17 protein-coding genes and 1 tRNA gene are annotated in these 15,862 nt (G+C 68.8%); 3 read left to right on the top strand and 15 right to left on the bottom strand.

Annotated features, from left to right (window positions below):
- Positions 1-91: 91 nt before the first annotated feature.
- From WH85_RS03755 to cmk, 6 genes are all read right to left on the bottom strand, one after another.
- Complete coding sequence (locus WH85_RS03755) at positions 92-355, bottom strand: hypothetical protein (protein ID WP_045740250.1); 264 nt, start codon at positions 353-355, stop codon at positions 92-94.
- Between the two features lie 16 nt (positions 356-371).
- On the bottom strand, positions 372-1,391 hold the full coding sequence (locus tag WH85_RS03750) for a tyrosine-type recombinase/integrase (protein WP_245673807.1): 1,020 nt from the start codon (positions 1,389-1,391) through the stop codon (positions 372-374).
- A gap of 152 nt (positions 1,392-1,543) precedes the next feature.
- Complete coding sequence (locus WH85_RS03745; protein WP_045740249.1) at positions 1,544-2,506, bottom strand: tyrosine-type recombinase/integrase; 963 nt, start codon at positions 2,504-2,506, stop codon at positions 1,544-1,546.
- A gap of 116 nt (positions 2,507-2,622) precedes the next feature.
- Positions 2,623-2,696 (bottom strand) — tRNA-Pro (locus WH85_RS03740).
- Between the two features lie 51 nt (positions 2,697-2,747).
- Positions 2,748-4,187 carry a ribosome biogenesis GTPase Der gene (gene der, locus WH85_RS03735; protein WP_281179036.1) on the bottom strand — a complete coding sequence of 480 codons (1,440 nt, stop codon included), beginning with the start codon at positions 4,185-4,187 and terminating at the stop codon, positions 2,748-2,750.
- Entirely contained in the window at positions 4,184-4,864 is a 681-nt protein-coding gene (gene cmk / locus WH85_RS03730) for a (d)CMP kinase (protein WP_045740248.1), read from the bottom strand. Before cmk ends, der begins: the two co-directional genes overlap by 4 nt.
- A gap of 364 nt (positions 4,865-5,228) precedes the next feature.
- On the opposite strand from cmk, the gene WH85_RS49915 reads away from it, so the two are divergent.
- Positions 5,229-5,405 (top strand): hypothetical protein, encoded by a 177-nt coding sequence (locus tag WH85_RS49915; RefSeq protein ID WP_157410723.1) that lies wholly within the window; start codon positions 5,229-5,231, stop codon positions 5,403-5,405.
- Between the two features lie 154 nt (positions 5,406-5,559).
- On the opposite strand, the gene WH85_RS03725 is transcribed toward WH85_RS49915, so the two are convergent.
- The 6 genes from WH85_RS03725 to WH85_RS03700 form a co-directional block, all read right to left on the bottom strand.
- Positions 5,560-6,246, bottom strand: a complete 687-nt coding sequence (locus tag WH85_RS03725) for a hypothetical protein (RefSeq protein ID WP_045740247.1) — start codon at positions 6,244-6,246, stop codon at positions 5,560-5,562.
- A complete protein-coding gene (locus tag WH85_RS03720; RefSeq protein ID WP_045740246.1) occupies positions 6,239-6,817 on the bottom strand; it encodes a SigE family RNA polymerase sigma factor in 579 nt (192 codons plus the stop codon). Before WH85_RS03720 ends, WH85_RS03725 begins: the two co-directional genes overlap by 8 nt.
- Positions 6,818-6,827: 10 nt before the next feature.
- Positions 6,828-7,442, bottom strand: a complete 615-nt coding sequence (locus WH85_RS03715; RefSeq protein ID WP_045740245.1) for a hypothetical protein — start codon at positions 7,440-7,442, stop codon at positions 6,828-6,830.
- 181 nt (positions 7,443-7,623) lie between these two features.
- A complete protein-coding gene (locus tag WH85_RS03710; protein WP_045740244.1) occupies positions 7,624-8,568 on the bottom strand; it encodes an NmrA/HSCARG family protein in 945 nt (314 codons plus the stop codon).
- Between the two features lie 563 nt (positions 8,569-9,131).
- Positions 9,132-9,548 carry a peptidase inhibitor family I36 protein gene (locus WH85_RS48425; protein WP_083448765.1) on the bottom strand — a complete coding sequence of 139 codons (417 nt, stop codon included), beginning with the start codon at positions 9,546-9,548 and terminating at the stop codon, positions 9,132-9,134.
- Between the two features lie 150 nt (positions 9,549-9,698).
- Complete coding sequence (locus WH85_RS03700; RefSeq protein ID WP_083448764.1) at positions 9,699-10,130, bottom strand: peptidase inhibitor family I36 protein; 432 nt, start codon at positions 10,128-10,130, stop codon at positions 9,699-9,701.
- 153 nt (positions 10,131-10,283) lie between these two features.
- On the opposite strand from WH85_RS03700, the gene WH85_RS03695 reads away from it, so the two are divergent.
- Positions 10,284-11,249, top strand: coding sequence for an RNA polymerase sigma factor (locus WH85_RS03695; protein WP_045740241.1), 966 nt, complete (start codon positions 10,284-10,286; stop codon positions 11,247-11,249).
- Here the strand turns inward: WH85_RS03695 and WH85_RS03690 are convergent.
- Positions 11,151-13,082, bottom strand: coding sequence for an AfsR/SARP family transcriptional regulator (locus tag WH85_RS03690; protein WP_083448763.1), 1,932 nt, complete (start codon positions 13,080-13,082; stop codon positions 11,151-11,153). The genes WH85_RS03695 and WH85_RS03690 overlap by 99 nt on opposite strands.
- Positions 13,083-13,255: 173 nt before the next feature.
- On the opposite strand from WH85_RS03690, the gene WH85_RS03685 reads away from it, so the two are divergent.
- Positions 13,256-13,702: a cupin domain-containing protein gene (locus WH85_RS03685; protein WP_245673806.1), complete on the top strand. Its 447-nt coding sequence runs from the start codon at positions 13,256-13,258 to the stop codon at positions 13,700-13,702.
- A gap of 33 nt (positions 13,703-13,735) precedes the next feature.
- Here WH85_RS03685 and WH85_RS03680 read toward each other — a convergent pair whose 3' ends face one another.
- Both WH85_RS03680 and WH85_RS49910 read right to left on the bottom strand, forming a co-directional pair.
- The gene (locus WH85_RS03680; protein ID WP_045740240.1) at positions 13,736-14,560 is read right to left on the bottom strand and encodes a hypothetical protein; all 825 of its coding nucleotides are present in this window, start codon (positions 14,558-14,560) and stop codon (positions 13,736-13,738) included.
- A gap of 106 nt (positions 14,561-14,666) precedes the next feature.
- Positions 14,667-15,581 (bottom strand): hypothetical protein, encoded by a 915-nt coding sequence (locus WH85_RS49910; RefSeq protein ID WP_157410722.1) that lies wholly within the window; start codon positions 15,579-15,581, stop codon positions 14,667-14,669.
- Between the last annotated feature and the right edge of the window lie 281 nt (positions 15,582-15,862).

Raw genomic sequence — 15,862 nt, 5'->3', positions numbered from 1 at the left:
CATGTCGCCCTCCCGATCTCGCACCACGGAGCCACTCTGATGGTCGCGCAGGACCGCTGAACAGGCCCGAACCGGTCCCTCGAACGAGGCATCAGTCGTCACCACCCGCGGCTCGAGCCCGCGCCTTCGCCGAACGCTCCGCCAGCTGCAACATGTACGCGCGCCGCGCGTGCTGCGCCATCGTCGCGCGGATCTCCGGCTCCAACACCCCGAGCGGATCGACCTGCTTCTCGAACCGCGCCAAGAACGACGCCGTCGCCGACGCCGTGCGGCCTTGCCGATCCGCTGTGTTCGCCCACGACGCGTGCGCGGCGATCCGCGCCCGCCGTGACCGCTGCTTCGCCGTCAACGCCATAGGTTGCCTCCCCCGTTCAGACTCGTTCGCCGATCCGCAGCCGCGCGTGAGTCAGCTGTGCGCGCTCGGCCGCCGCCGACGCGCCGTAACGGCGCGGCATGTCGTCCGAGGACCAGCCCAACACCAGCATCAAGTCGCCGGTATCACCGCCGGCGAGTTTCCACTCGTGCGCAAAGTTGTGCCGCCACCGATGCGCATGGACGTTGTCCACTCCGGCCAGGCCGCCGCGCCGTCGGAGCATGATCTTGATGCCGTTGCTCGACAGCGGCGTTGCGCCGCGAGCCGGCAGCCACATCGCCGTCGACAGGGCCGCCTTGCGCCGGCTGCGAGCCCGGAGGAACTTGGTCAGTGCATGTCCGGTCTTGGGGCCGAACCGCACCCGGCGGTCCTTCATGCCCTTGCCGTGAAACAGCAGCGAGTCGTTGTTGAGGTCCACGTCTTCCAGCTGCAGTCCGGCGACTTCCGACAGCCGGGCCCCAGTGTTGTAGAAGAGCCGGATGATGGCCTCGTCGCGCAGTGACAGATAGTCCTTGCCTTTGCAGGTGGCGAGGATCTTCGCGGTGTCGTCGTCGCCGAGGATCGGGATCAGGGTCTGGGCGGTCTTCGGCTGCCGGACGCGGGCCAACGGGGAACGCTCAAGGTCTTCTTCCTCAGTCAGCCACCGGAAGAACTGCTGCAGCCCCTTGTGCTTGTTCAAAGCCGTCGACGCCGAGCGGGTACGCACCATCCACGCTTGGAACTCCTCGATGTGGCCGCGCTCGACTTCGGTCGGATCCTCCGCTGCGTCCTCGGCGCCCAGCCGCTCGGTGTTGTCGACCAAGAAGCGGCTCAGCTGCGCACCGGCCAGCAGGTAGCTGTATCGGGTGGTCTCCGGGTAGTTCCCGGAGCGAAGCATCCGATCCCAGTCCCGCAGGTAGTCGAACCAGGCGGGCGGCAGACCGTGACAGACCTTCTGCAGATCGAGCACTTCCACCTCGCAGACGTTCGCCGGCCGGTACGTGGACTCCTTGACTACACGCAAGGGCACGTAACGCACCGCGAAGCCGTACGCGCGGCGCTCGTTCGATCATCCGAGCTACGACGCAACGGGCGAAAGCTGTCTGCGGCTGTCTTCCCCTATCCCCTGCCACTCCCCTCGGCTTGATCCGGCTGCGACGGCGAACCTATCCGCCGCAGCCGGTAAGCCGATCAGATCCGCTCGCCGATGCCCATCTGCACCTGCAGCTCCTGCGCCCGCTCCGCCGCCGCACTCGCGCCGTACCGGCGCGGCATGTCCTCCGAAGCCCACCCGAGCAGCAGCATCAGGTCCCCGGTATTGCCACCCTGACGGTGCCATTCGTGGGCGAAGTTATGCCGCCAGCGGTGCGCGTGCGTATCCGATACTCCGGCGGCGGCACCTCGACGTTTCAGCATCAGCTTGATGCCGTTCGGCGACAGCGGCTTGCCGCCTTTCTCGGCCATCCACAGCTGCGGCACCTCGGCGGCGCCTTTCCGTTTCACCCGTGCCCGCAGATACCGTGCGATCGCCCGGGAGGTTTTCGGCCCGAACCGCACCCGCCGGTCCTTGGCGCCTTTGCCGTGCAGGTGCACCGATTCGGTGTTCATGTCCAGATCGGTCAGCAGCAGGTTGCCGATCTCGGACAGCCGGGCGCCGGTGTTGTAGTACAGCCGGATCAGCGCCTCGTCCCGCAGCGACATGAAGGTCTTGCCCTTGGTGCCGTCGAGCAGTTTCTTCGTGTCGTCGTCGCCCATGATCGGCACGAGTTTCTGCGGGGTCTGCGGTTGCTTCACCCGGGCCATCGGTGATTTGTCGATCTCCTCTTCCTCGAGGAGGTACTTGAAGAACTGCTGCAGGCTCTTGTGCTTGTTCAACGCGGTCGACGCCGACCGGGTCTCGATCATCCATGCCTGGAACGATTCGATGTGTGCCTTGGTCACCAAGGTCGGGTCCTGCCCGGCGTCATCAGCGTCCGGGTCCGGTGATTCGGCGGTCAGATATTTCGCCAGTTGGGCGGCGGCCAGGAGGTAGTTGTAACGGGTGGTCTCCGGGTGATTTCCGGCCCGTAGGGCGCGGTCCCAGTCGCGCAGGAAGCCGGCCCAGTCGCCCTTCTCCAGGCCGTCGCACAGTCGGTCGAGCTTTAGTAGGGGCATCTCTCGTCACCTGCCGAGTCAAGGGGTCTACAAGCGGCGTGCTCGATCCCGGTGACGTCGTCAGACACGAAAAAGGGGTCCTCGCAAGTCTCTGACCTGCGAAAACCCCTTCGCTGTCGGGCTGACAGGATTTGAACCTGCGACCCCTTGACCCCCAGTCAAGTGCGCTACCAAGCTGCGCTACAGCCCGATCCCGCCCCGAACCTCAGCCCGGCGCGACATCTCCTAAAGCTTAGCAACCTCACCCATGCGCTTTTCCGCGGCCCCCCGGCCCCGTCTTCTTGCGGGGCTTGACGGTGACCTCGACCGGCGAGCCTTCGAAGCCGAACTCCTCGCGGAGCTTGCGTTCGATGAAGCGCTGGTAGCCGGCGTCGAACGGGCCGGTGGTGAACAGGACGAAGCGCGGCGGGGCGATGCCGGCCTGGGTGGCGAACAGGATGCGTGGGGCGCGTCCGCCGCGAACCGGGTGGGGGGTGGCCTGCGTCAGAGTGGTCAGCCACTGGTTGAGGGCACCGGTCGGGATGCGCTGTTCCCAGGAGGCCAGGGCTCGGCGGATAGCCGGGGCCAGCTTGTCGACCGCTCGGCCGGTCTTTGCCGAGATGTTCACCCGGACGGCCCACGTGACGCGTTTCAGGTCGCGGTCGATCTCCTTGTCCAGGTAGAACCGGCGGTCTTCGTCGACCAGGTCCCACTTGTTGAAGGCGATCACCAGGGCGCGACCGGATTCGATCACCTGGGTGATGACGCGCTGGTCCTGTTCGCTGATCACTTCGCCGGAGTCCAGCAGGACCACGGCGACCTCGGCGGCTTCGACGGCTCCCGCGGTGCGCAGGGACGCGTAGTACTCCGTACCCGAGGCCTGGTTCACTCTTTTGCGCAGGCCGGCGGTGTCGACGAACTGCCAGATGTCGCCGTCCATCTCGACCAGGCTGTCGACCGGGTCGACGGTGGTGCCGGCGACCGAGTCGACGACCGCGCGTTCTTCTTTCGCGACGCGGTTGAGGAGGCTGGACTTTCCCACGTTCGGGCGACCGACCAGTGCGACCCGGCGGGGGCCGCGCACGTTGCCCTCGAGCATCGGCGGGGTGGGCGGCAGCGCGGACAGGATGTCGTCGAGCAGGTCGCCGGAGCCCCGGCCGTGCAGCGCCGAGATGGTGTGCGGCTCGCCGAGGCCCAGGGACCAGAGCGACACCGCCTCCATCTCGAGGTTCTGGTTGTCCGCTTTGTTCGCGACCAGGATGACCGGTTTGTGGCTGCGACGCAGCATCTTGACGGCGGCCTCGTCCACGTCCGTGGCGCCGACGGTCACGTCGACCACGAAGATGACGACGTCGGCGGTCTGCACCGCGATCTCGGCCTGGGCGGCGATGGCGGCGGCCCTGTCGCGAGCGTCGGGTTCCCAGCCGCCGGTGTCGACGACAGTGAATCGGCGGCCGTTCCACGACGCGTCGTAGGGAACGCGGTCCCGGGTCACCCCGGGCACGTCCTCGACGACCGCCTGGCGACGTCCGATGATGCGGTTGACCAGCGTCGACTTGCCCACGTTGGGGCGTCCGACGACGGCGACGACGGGCACCGGTCCTTCGAATTCCGGGGAGTCGGAATCCGGGGAGGAACCGGCGGAGAGATCGAAACCACCCTCGAAATCGTTGATGTCGAGGCCGGCGGGAAGTTCAGTCACTTACTTACCTTGCTGTTCAGCAGATGCAGGAGGTGCGCGACGACCTCGTCGATGCCCATGCCGGTGGTGTCCACCTCGAGAGCGTCGGAGGCCTGGCGCAGCGGGTCGGTGGCCCGGCTGGAGTCGAGCTTGTCGCGGCGGGCCAGGTCGGCCTCGGTCGCGGCGACGTCGGATCCGTTCTCGCCGCTGCGCCGGGCGGCGCGGGCGGCGGCGGAGGCGGTCAGGTAGACCTTGAGGTCGGCGTCGGGAGCGACGACCGCGGCGATGTCACGGCCCTCGACGATGATCCGCGGATGCCCGTCGATGATCGCTTTCTGCAGCGTGACCAGGTGTTTGCGCACGGAGGGGACGGCGGCGACGGCGGACACCGCGCCGGTCACCTCCGCGCCGCGGATGGCCTCGTCGACGTTGGTGCCGTTGGCCGCGAAGTGCGGCGCCAGCGGGTCGGTGCCGATCGACAGCTCGGTCTCCAGCGCGATCTTGGCGATCGCGTCCGGGTCGCCGAGGTCGACGCCGGCGTTGAGCACCGCCCAGGTGACCGCGCGGTACATCGCCCCGGTGTCGAGGTAGACGCCCTCGACGGCCACGGCGAGCCGCCGGGAAACGGTGGACTTGCCCGATCCGGACGGGCCGTCGACGGCCACCACGCACGTTTCGGGCCGTTCCTGAAGCTCCACCGTTCCTCCTGCAGGTCCCCAGACAATCAACCCTCCCATTGTGCCCGCCGACGCGACGGCCGACGAACCGGGGCTCGTGCCGGAGAACCTTCAAGATCAAAACCTTCATCTTGTACGCGTGAACGGCCGTCCCGGACACCCCACACCTCCCGGACTGATCGCGATCCTGTGCCACGCAGGCCCGGAGCCGCGACCGGCGGCGGCGATCCCGGGTCGATGACCTGCGGTAACGCCGCACGTAGTACCTGAGGGCCAGTCCCGGGACGGCTCCCTGGCAGCACTCGGACCCGCCGGATCAGCCCCTGCTCTCCGGCTCAGCCCCGTATCCGGCACCGGAGGTCGGGAAGAACCGTCGATTCTCGGCGTGGTTCTCGGTCACTGGCTGGTGACCGCACTCGTCTCCGGCGACGGGGTTCTCACCGGCTCCAGTCCTCTGCACCATCTGCCGGAACCGACTCGGCATCTGCCGGAACCGACTCGGCCGCGGATCGGGACGGCGGTGGTGACGGCGTACCTGCTCGCCATGAGCATCTTCCTGTGACAGCAGACCGCGGTCACCACCCTCGGCCGGATCGTGGGCGACCGTCCGCTGGCGGGCCGCCTGCACACCGTTCCGGACTCGTACGCCCGGCTCGCCGCCCGGCTGGTCCGGCTTCCGCTCTTCGCCCTGGCACCGATGCCCTGCCGCACCCTCGTCAGAACGGGATCGTCTGCATCCCGCTCCGTCCACCCGACGCGACCAGTGTCCCGTCGACCCGCAGAATCCCGTGCTCACCACTGAGCTCGAACTGCCCGGAGTCCCCGGCCGGGACGATCTCCCAGATCTGGGCGGTCTCCCCGTCCCGGCACGGCTGCAGCGCCAGCGTCACCGGCGACACGGCCGTCACACAGCTGTCCGGCCGGGCCACCGGAATGATCAGGACCTGGTTCTTCACCATCACCGGCGCGGCCCGCAACGACATCCGGGTCGACGCGTCCTTCGCCGTACCGGTGAAGTCCACGCCATCATCGGCGCCGATCTGCATCCACCTGTCGGCGCCGTCGTCCGCCACGTCGATCAGCGTGCCGGTTCCCAGATCGACGCCGATCCGGTCCAACTGGCTGACGTCCGAGCTCAGCGGCGTACCCGGCGTGTAAGGAATGATCGAAGCGCTCGCCGACGGTCCTGCCGGAAGCACCGGCTGATTCTGATCACCGCGGTCGAGCGTGAGCCCGACGCCGGCCGCCGCGACCAGCACCGCGGCGAAAGTGCCCCCGGCGGCCCGGTTGCGGCGACGACGGTCACCGCGGCGGCGGATCTCCGTGGCGGGCGCCATCGTGGCCCCCCGCTGCAGATGATCGGCGTACGCCTGCAGGCTGGACTGCATCTCGTCGTCAGGCATCGCCGCGATCACCGTCCTTTCCTGAGAGCTTCGACGCCGGTGAGCCGCCCTTTTCTGAGAGCGCTGGCGAACCGTCCTTTTCTGAGAACGCTGGTGGACCGTCGGTGAGATGGTCCGCCAGTGCGCGCCGGCCCCGCGCCAGCCAGGTACTGACGGTCCCGGACGGGATCCCGGTCTCCTGGTGGATCTCGGCGACGCTGAGGCCGACGAGATGGTGCAGCACCACGACCCGCCGCTGGCCGGCGGGGATCCGGCGCAGGGCGGCGACGATGGCCACGTGGTCGGGGCCGAGCGCGGCCACGTGACCGTCGGTGGTGTCCCGGCGGTGGGCCTGGAGCCGGTTGACGGCTTTGCGCCAGGTGCTCACCGCGTGGCGGTAGGCGACCTGGCGTACCCATGCCTCGGGGTTCTCGTATCTGCTGATCTTGTGCCATCGGTTCCAGGCGCGCAGGTACGCCTCGGCGACCGAGTCCTCGGCCTCGGCCGCACCGCCCACCATCATCGCGACGTGGGCGAGGACCCGGCGCGACGACGTCGCGTAGAACGCGTCGAAGTCTCCGGCATCACGCATGTACTCGTTCTCACTGCGCGTACTTGATGGTCTGCAGGCCGGTGCGGCCCTTGCCGCTCGTCGTGAGTTTGCCGTCGTCGACCCGGAGGATGCCGTACTTTCCGCGAAGTTCGAACTGGCCGGAGTCGCCGGCCGGCACGACGGTGAAGATCTGGGTGGCTTTGCCGGACTTGCAGGTCTCCAGCTTGAGCGGGGCGCCCTTGGTGTCCGCGACGCAGTAGCCGGCGCCGAGGTCCTCGTTCCAGAACGGCGGCTTGATCACCACCCGGTTCTCGGCGGCGACCGGCGCGGCCTGCAGCGACATCATCGTGGTGTCGGTACGCCCGGTGCCGGTGAAGTCGACCTTGCCGTTCTTGCCGACTGCGAGGAAACGGTCCTTGCCGTCGTCCGCGACGTCGATGAGGACGCCGGCGTTGATCGTGATGCCGAGCTTCTTGAGCCGGCTCAGGTTGGACTTGACGGCCTTCTTGGCCGGTTTCGCCGCCGCTACCGGCTCCATCTGCGGGGTTGCCTGCGATGGGGCGGCCTGCGGCAGGGCGGCCTGCGATGGGGCTGCCTGCGGCGTGCCGGCGCATCCGGTGAGCGCGAGGGCGGTGGCGACGGCTCTGACGAGGATCAAACGCATGGGGGCTCCTTCACGGTGTGGCTTGTTGATGTGCCACGGACACGCGCCGGGAGCCCGGCTGATTTCAGCCTTCGGCTAACGAAAAGGTAACGACGGATCGGCCTGGCCGACGACGACCGCCACCGGGGACGGCCGAGGGGACGCGACCGCCGGTCGCGTCCCCTCGGTTTCTGCTGATGTGTCAGGCGGCGGTCGGCAGGCGGTACCCGGTGGCCAGCCACTCGCGCAGCGACTGGACCTCCGGGGTCAGCTCGCGGACCCGGGCCGGGTCACGCGGGCCGGTGAACTCGTCGGCGAAGTCGGTGTAGTACTGCAGCATGTTGCCGTACTCGTCGGCGCCCGGGAAGCCGAAGGCCCGGAACTGGTCGTGGGTGACCGGCCGGTACTCGACCGGCTCGCCCAGGGCTTCGCCCAGTGCCGCGGCGATCTCGGTGCCGGTCAGGACGTCACCGGCGATGCTCACGGTACGGCCGATGTACGCGTCCCCACCCCGGAAGATCGACAGCGCCACCCGGCCGATGTCACCGGATGCGATCCCCGCCAGCGGTGCGTCGCCCATCGGGATGGTCAGGACCAGCCGGCCGGTCTCGTCGCGGGCCGGGGCCAGCGCGTCGGCCAGGTTCTCGTAGTAGAAGGTGGTGCGCAGGAACGTGGTCGGCACGCCGGCCGCCCGGAAGAACTCGTCCGCTTCGGCTTTCGCGTCGAAGTGCGGCACCTTGTACCGGCCCAGCAGTGTCGGCATCCGCGGGTCGTCGACCGGGATCAGTTCCCGGGTGTCCTCCAGGGTCGACCAGACGACGTGTCGCACGCCGGCCTTCTGCACCGCGTCGATCAGGTTGCGGACGTACTCCTGTTCCTTTTCCGGATCCATGTGGGTCCAGAAGTCGGTGACCAGGAACGCCCCGTCCGCGCCGGCGAACGCCTCGGCCAGGCCCTCCGGATCGGAGTAGTCGCCGGCCACCACGTCGGCGCCGAGTTCGGCCAGCTCACGGGCCTTGGCCGAGGTCACGTCCCGGGTCAGCGCCCGTACCGTGAACTCGTCTCCGCCGGCGGCCAGGACGGCCCGCACCACACCGCTGCCCTGAGCACCGGTGGCGCCGACAACAGCGATCGTCTTGCTAGCCATGGGAACCACTCCTCGATCTTCGCGGTCCTGTGTGGATCGCACGTCCGCCACAACCGCACCCCCACCCACTCTATTTCAAATCTGAAATACATGTGCTGCCGATCACTTCGCCGGCAGACTCGACAAGATCGACGCCCGCATCCGCGACCTGGACCGTCCGCGCTCCGCCCTGGCACTACGGCCGCCGAAGGGACCGGCCGGCACCCCTGCCCGATGCCGGCAGCGCCGGCCGACTCCTAGACGAGCCAGGCCGTGGCGGCCTGCTGGACCATGGCCAGGCGGGCCACGGCGGCGCCGGGAACAGGACCCGACCACGAGTGTCACGCCATCGATCCGCCGGGATGCGGCGACGCGGCTCAGGCCGCGAACACCGGCGGGACCATCATCGCGGCGGCACGACGGGCGCCCATGTCGTGCCGATGTGCATGGTGGTTCGCCGGTCGAGCCGGTGCTCCGACCGCCCCGGAGCACCGGCCCTCGCGACCCGGATCCGACGCCAGGTGTAGCCCCCGGAGGACCCTGCATGATCGAGTCCCCGGGTGGCGGCCGGACCGAGGCTCGGGTTACGCCAGGACGGCGGACGAGACCACGTTGTCGTTTTCCGGGGTGAAGTATCCGATGGTGTGCGGATCAATCCGGAAATTCCGACCGGGGACGTAACGGTTGTAGCTGCTGTTCTCGTAGAGGTACAGCGCCTTGTCCGTGTTGTTCACGACCGACGTGATGGAGTCGTTCAGGTCCATGCCGTTGGTGTACCGGTAAACGCGAAAATCCGACACCGCGCCGAGAAAACCGCCGCTTCTCGGGTTGAGTGCTCCGAGGACGGCCACTGTGCCCCTGGCAGCATCGTTACGATACAGGCAGACCCATCCTTCCTGGCACTTCCACGCCGCCTGCGCGGGTGCCGGCAGAACGGCCAGCGTGCCCACCACGGCCGCGGCCGTACCGAGAATCGCATGAAGGATTCTGCGCTTCTTCATCGTCTCCCTTTCTCCCCAAGTTCCACCTTCGGGTATTCCTCCAGCAGGAAACCCGGGGGAAAGGTAATGCCTTCGACTTGATCTGCAATTGATCGCCAGGCCGCCGACGAACAGATCCCACCGAACTCGTCCAGCGGCACCGGCCACGAGTCAGCAGATGGCGGACAGCTGGTTGTCGATGTTCATGCGCGGAAACGGCCCGGACGCCGGGACGTTGCTCAGATCGGCGACGCTCTGCTCCGAAGCCAGGATGTACGTCGCGGGCGTGCTCTGCACCGGCTCGGGATCCACGTACAGCTGCAGGGAGTTGTGCGTGTTGTTCTTGATCGAGGACGCCCGATTGTCGAGGCTCTGCCCGTTGTACAGGGTGTTGTCCCGGAAGTCGAGGTCACAGGGGTGCCGTCCGTCCGGGCGCTTCGGAACCTTGTAGACCGACCCGGTGTAGTCGTGGGTCTGATAGATGCACAACTCCCCGTCGTAACAGGTGGCGGCCGCCTGGGCGGCCGACGCCGCGAACACGGTCGCCGTCGAGGCGACCACCAGGGAGGACAGGAACACCGCAGCGCGGCGAACAGACTTCATGGATCACAGACCTTCCCACCGGCCACCCATCGCGGCCGTCGATCCCGACCGTAAGAACGCCTTCTTGATTTCCACTGAACGGCCATCTCACCGCCGTTCCCGTAGCGCCGAGCGGCCGGGCCGGACGTGCGGGGCCGGACTAGCATCCGCGCCATGCTGTTACGCAACCTCGGAGCCGGCGGCGCGATCGGCGACACCGACCTGGTCGTGGCCGCGCAGCACGGCGACGCCGAGAGCTTCGCGATGCTGTACGCACGGCACTACGCCGGCATGCGGGCGGTCGCCGTCCGGATCCTCGGCCCCGGACCGGAGGGCGAGGACGCCTGCCAGGACGCGGCGATCACCGCACTCACCCGGATCGGCGAGCTGCGCGACCCGGCGGCAGCCCGGGCCTGGCTGCACCGGATCGTGCGGAACAACTGCAAGATGATGCTGCGGGCCCGTCGGCCGATCCCGGTCGGGGTCGCCGGGGAACACCTGCCCGCCCCGGACACCGACGACCCGGCCGCCGCCGTCGAGCGCAGCGCCCAGCGCGACTGGGTCTGGCACGCCATCGGGCAGCTCACCCCGGCCACCCGGCTGGTCGCGATGCTCCGGTACTTCACGGCGCGCAACACGTACGAGGAGATCGCTCTGGCCTGTGGGACGCCGGTCGGCACCGTGCGCAGCCGTCTCAGCGAGGCCCGGCGCCAGCTCACCGCCGCGCTCCCCCGGGTACGCGACGCCGACCACGACGATGTCGCGGCGCTCACCGTCCGGCGCCGCGAGGAGGCCGCCGAGATCCTCACGGCGCCCCGCAACGCCGTGTCACTGCCGCTGGTCCACCAGCGCTGGGCGGACGACGCGCGTTTCCTCTGGCCGGACGGGCTCAACACCGATCTGGACTATCTGTTCCAGGTGTTCCGCCTCGACCTCGAACACGGCCTCACCTACCGGCTGACCGAGGTGGTCGCCGGGCCCGGGATCACCGTCTGGTCGGCTGACTTCCTCTACCCGCCGGACTGGTCCGCGGACCTTCGCTCACACCAGGAGGGGGTCGACAAGCCGCCGTCCGCCGTCTGGCTGCTCCGCGAGGACCAGGGCCGGGTGACCGAATGCCGGTTCAGCTACACCACGTGACATGACCAGATCAACCCCTTTCACCAGCTCTTTCGCGTACGCCCGGACGAGCACATGCATCGAGATGTGCCCGGCCGCATCCTCGGCCACCAGTGACGACGCCACCAACTCGGCCAGGTCGGCGCCGCCGCGGCGCGGACCCCGTCCCGCCCCCGCAGCCAGCAGCCGGAAGAGCCGGGCCGCGTCCGGGCTCAACCGCCGGTAGGACCAGGAGAACGCGGTACGCGGATCGTGGACGCCACGGCCGCCCTCGAACGCCCGCAGCGGACCGGCGTCGTCGCGCAGCTCGGCGAGCACCGTGCTCACCGACAGGGCCGGCCGGGCACAGAGGCGTGCCGCCAGCACCGCCAGGGCCAACGGCAACCGCCCGCACCGCTCGACGATCTCGTCGGCCACGGCCGGGTCCGCAGCGACGCCGGCCGCCGCCGCGGCGAGACGCCGGCCTAGCAGTTCCCGGGCCGCGGCCCGTCCGGGAACGTCGACCCGCATCAGGCGGGCGCCGTCGAACGTGGCCAGATCGGTCAGCGGTCCGCGGCTCGTGACCAGGACGAGGCTCTCCGCGGAGCCGGGCAGCAGGCGGCGCACCTGAGCGACGTCCCGGACGTTGTCCAGCAGAATCAGGAAACGCTTGCCCGCGGTGAGACTGCGGTACATCCCGGAACCCGCGTCGGGGGTGTCGGGGACGTTCGCGGCCGGCATGCCCAGGGCGTACAGGAGAGGTCGCAGTGCCTCGCCGACCGGGCGGCTCTCCTCGTCCTGGTCGCCCCGCAGGTCGAGGTAGAGCTGCCCGTCCGGGAACCGGGCCGCGACCCGGTGGGCGAAGTGCACGGCGAGCGTCGACTTGCCCACCCCGGGCATCCCATGAAGCGCGATCACCAGCGGGCCGGCCCGCCGCCCTTCCGCGCGGCCGTGCGCGCCGGCCAGCGCCGTCAGCGCCGCCGTCTCGTCCGCGCGGCCGGCGAACAGGGGCAGGTCCGGCGGCAGCTGCGCGGGACGGACGTACGGGACCGGCCGCGCGGGTCGTGCCGGCGCCACCGCCGCCGGCACGACCCGGGTGAGCACCCGGCGGTGGGCCTCCCGCAGGTCGGTTCCGGGGTCGATGCCCAATTCCTCGACGAGACGGTCACGAATGGCCTGGTAGACCATGAGCGCCTCGGCCTGGTGCCCCAGGGCGGCCAGCGTGGTGATCAGCCAGGCGTGCACCGGCTCGTTCAACCGGCTCATCCGGGCCGCCAGCCGCAGCGGCGCGAGCACCTCGGCCGGACGGCGGAGCCGGACGGCGAGCGCGGCCGCACCGACCACCGCGTCGAAGAACTCGCCGTCCACACCGCTGAACACCGCCGTGGCCGCGGTGCCGTCGGCCAGCGCCTCGCCGGCGTTGCCCTGGCAGCGCCGCAGCGCACGGACGTACCGATCGAGCGCCTCACCGGGCAGGTCCCGGCGCACGCTGGTCTGCGCCGCGGCGACCAGGCGCCGGAACGTGACCAGGTCGAGTTCCGCCGGCCCCGCCGTGAACCGGTATCCGGGGCCGTGCCGGACGATGTGCGCCCCGGAGACCCGCGCCGGCAGACCGGGTTCGAGCAGTCGGCGCAGCGCCCCGACGTACTTGTGGATGACGTTGACCGCGCTGGCCGGCGCGTCCGGCCCCCAGATCAGCGTGATCAGGTCGGCCGTGCTGATCGGGCGGCCCTCCCGCGCCATCAGCAGGGCCAGCAGGCAGCGCTGCTGGCGCGGGCCGGCGTCGAGTTCGACGCCCGCCCGCCACACCCGCAGCGGGCCGAGAACCTGCAGGTGGACCCCGTCGCCAAGCTCCTTCTTGTTCGGCACTGCCATCGACCCCTCGCGTCTCCTCGTTCACGGCCGGCGCCCGGACGAGCGCACCGAACACCGGATGCGCCCCGCGAGCCGAAAGTTCGATCCGCGACGAGAAAACTTCAGAGCCGTTCAGTCCCCGGTAAGAGTGCATTCGTAGCCTTGGATGGACACAACGAGGAAGGGACCCTCACTTGCCCACGAAACGAACCGCCTCCGGGGCCGGGATCACCGCGATCGCCGCCGTCGCCGCCCTGCTCACCACCGGTACGCCCGCCCTGGCCACTCCCGCGGGACCGGGCGTCAGCGGCGTGATCCTCTCGCAGCGCACCGTGCACGGCACCGACTACATCCTGCGCGAGATCACCATCCCGCCGGGCCAGGCCACCGGCTGGCACAGCCACCTCGGTCCGCTGTACGGCCGGGTGAAGCAGGGCACGCTGAGCCACTACGACGCCACGTGCGAGTCCGACGGCGTCTACCCGCGGGGCAGCCTCATCCAGGAACCGGCCGGCGCCGACAACGTCCACATCGGCGTCAACCACGGCGACGTCCCGATCATCCTCGACGTCCTCTACGTCCTGCCGGCCGGTTCCGCCCTGTCCGTCGACGCCCCGAACCCGGGCTGCGACTTCCAGTGAACGGTCCGCCCACCCGGCGCCGGCTTCCGGTCCTCACCAGTCGGTCCGCCGGCCTCCGCTCTCGTCCCCGATTTCACGGATCAAGGCGTCCGGCCAGTACCAGACCCGGGCCGCCTTGATCCACAAATAGATCGCGACCGCCTGGGCCCACCCGTACTCGATCAGCATCCGTTGCAGCGACCCCTCATCCGGGGCGAGGAGCAGATTCGGCACCAGGGCGGCGACGATCAGAGCAGCCGACACCCACGCCAGCGGGCGCACCCGGAACCACAGGGCCACCAGCATCGGAAGGGTGACGAGCCCGAAGAGGAACCCCATCGGCATCACCCGCGGATAATCGTCGGTCTTGCCGCTGGTCGCGCCGAAGACCACGACCAGGGTGGCCAGCGCCAGCCGCACCTGCAGCATCCGGCGCATCCGGAACCGCTCGCCAGCCTCCGCTTCCGCCCCGACCTCGGGGTGACGCAGCGTCCAGAAATGGTGAAGCACGCCCAGTAGGCCGAAGTAGACCTGCGCGTACAGGAACGCGCCGATCGTGATGGCCGTGGCATGCCAGTCGTCCGGCGGATTCCACCACTGCGGGGCCGGCCCGGACAGCAGCACGATCGCGCCGGTCCCGACCACCCACACCGTCGTCCACGTATCCCGCAGCCCCCACACCGCGACGGAGACAGCCAGCACTGTCGTAGGCACGCTGACCAGCACCACCAACGGCCACCACCCGGTGGCGTGCATCAGCAGGGTCAGAAAGACCAGCACCGGCAGCCACAGCGCCATGGCCACCCCGAACAGCACCCACGGATAGCGTCGGCGAAGTTCACCCATCATCCGGTCGGCGACGTCCAGTAGGAAATCCATGTCCATCATCGTCGCGCCACGGCGCCAGCGGCACGCTCCCCCACGGGCGTCGCCCTCACCCGGCATGCCGGTCCGACCTGCGCCGTCGGCTACAGCTGTTTCAGCCTCAATTACCGCGCCCATGACTTTGCTGACCACCGTGCTGGCCGTACCCGTGCTGACCGTACCCGTGCTGGCCGTACCCGCTGGATCCATGACCGGGATCAGCGGGCGGAATCGGGCCGGCAGCGGAACGCAACATCGCAGCCTGAGACTGCGAACCATATGAGGTGCCCGGCATCGCGGAAGGCCCAGAACCCGCACCCGACTCAGCCCTCGCCTGTTCCTGCGGAACATAGCCCGCCCATGCGCCACCGACTCCCCCGGGCGCGATCTGCGAGCCGGACGGCCCGGCAACCGACGGACCAGAAGGGTAAGACGGAGATCTCCCTGCAGGAGCCTCCGGACGCGGCTTGATTGCCAGTCGGGATCTCATTCCTCGCGCCGTTTCGGCAGTTACCAAATGTTCGAGAATGTAATGCTGGTCATCCGCACCGAGGTCGTTGAACACGCCTTTTCGAGTGGTTCCACTGATAACATTCTGCATGGTTGAGTAGGCAACACCTGCTTTAGTGGAAGCATACTCCTTCAAACCGCTTACTTGCCCACTCTGACGCTGTCCGATGAACGCAAGGATATGATGCCGCCAAAACGCATCCGTGCCGCTCATCGGCGCTGCTACCGCAGCCAAAGAAGTAGGCTGCGGGCGCGGCTTCACCGCCAAGACTCCGCGCATTTCTATCGCCACAGAAGGAAGGACAAGGCGATCGAGGATGTAATGCTGCTCGCGCGCGCCGAGGCTGTTGAAAATTTCCGGCCGGAACCTTCCACTGACAATATTCGACATGGTCCTTGCATTGACGCCTTCTTGCGAAACCGCATACTGTTCCAGGTTCCGCAATTCTCCGGACTGATGCTTCCGGACGTAATCCTCAATGTGCTCCGCCCAGAATCGGTCGGTCTCCTGGGTCTTTGTCTTCATCGGCCTCGGCCCCATGTCGGGGGCGAGGTTCGTAGTCGGTGCAGGATGCCCGGATCCGCCCGGCAGGTGGCCAATCATCTGCGGTCCCGCTGAGACGGCAGGGGCATACTGCATGTTCTGCGGCGCCGCGAATGACGGCTGCCTCCATCCGCCGGCCGAAGGCACCGAATTCGAACCCGGGGCAGGCAGTGCCCCATCGGTGCCCAACGCACCCAAAAGCTCCGACCGATACGGCACCGCCGGCGCCATCCGCGGCTGAGGCCTGACCGATGACGCCTGCG

The sequence above is a fragment of the Actinoplanes rectilineatus genome (assembly GCF_000962825.1).
Taxonomy (GTDB): domain Bacteria; phylum Actinomycetota; class Actinomycetes; order Mycobacteriales; family Micromonosporaceae; genus Actinoplanes; species Actinoplanes rectilineatus.
Note: the sequence above shows the minus strand (reverse complement) of the source record. Positions and strands in the feature narration are given on the sequence as shown.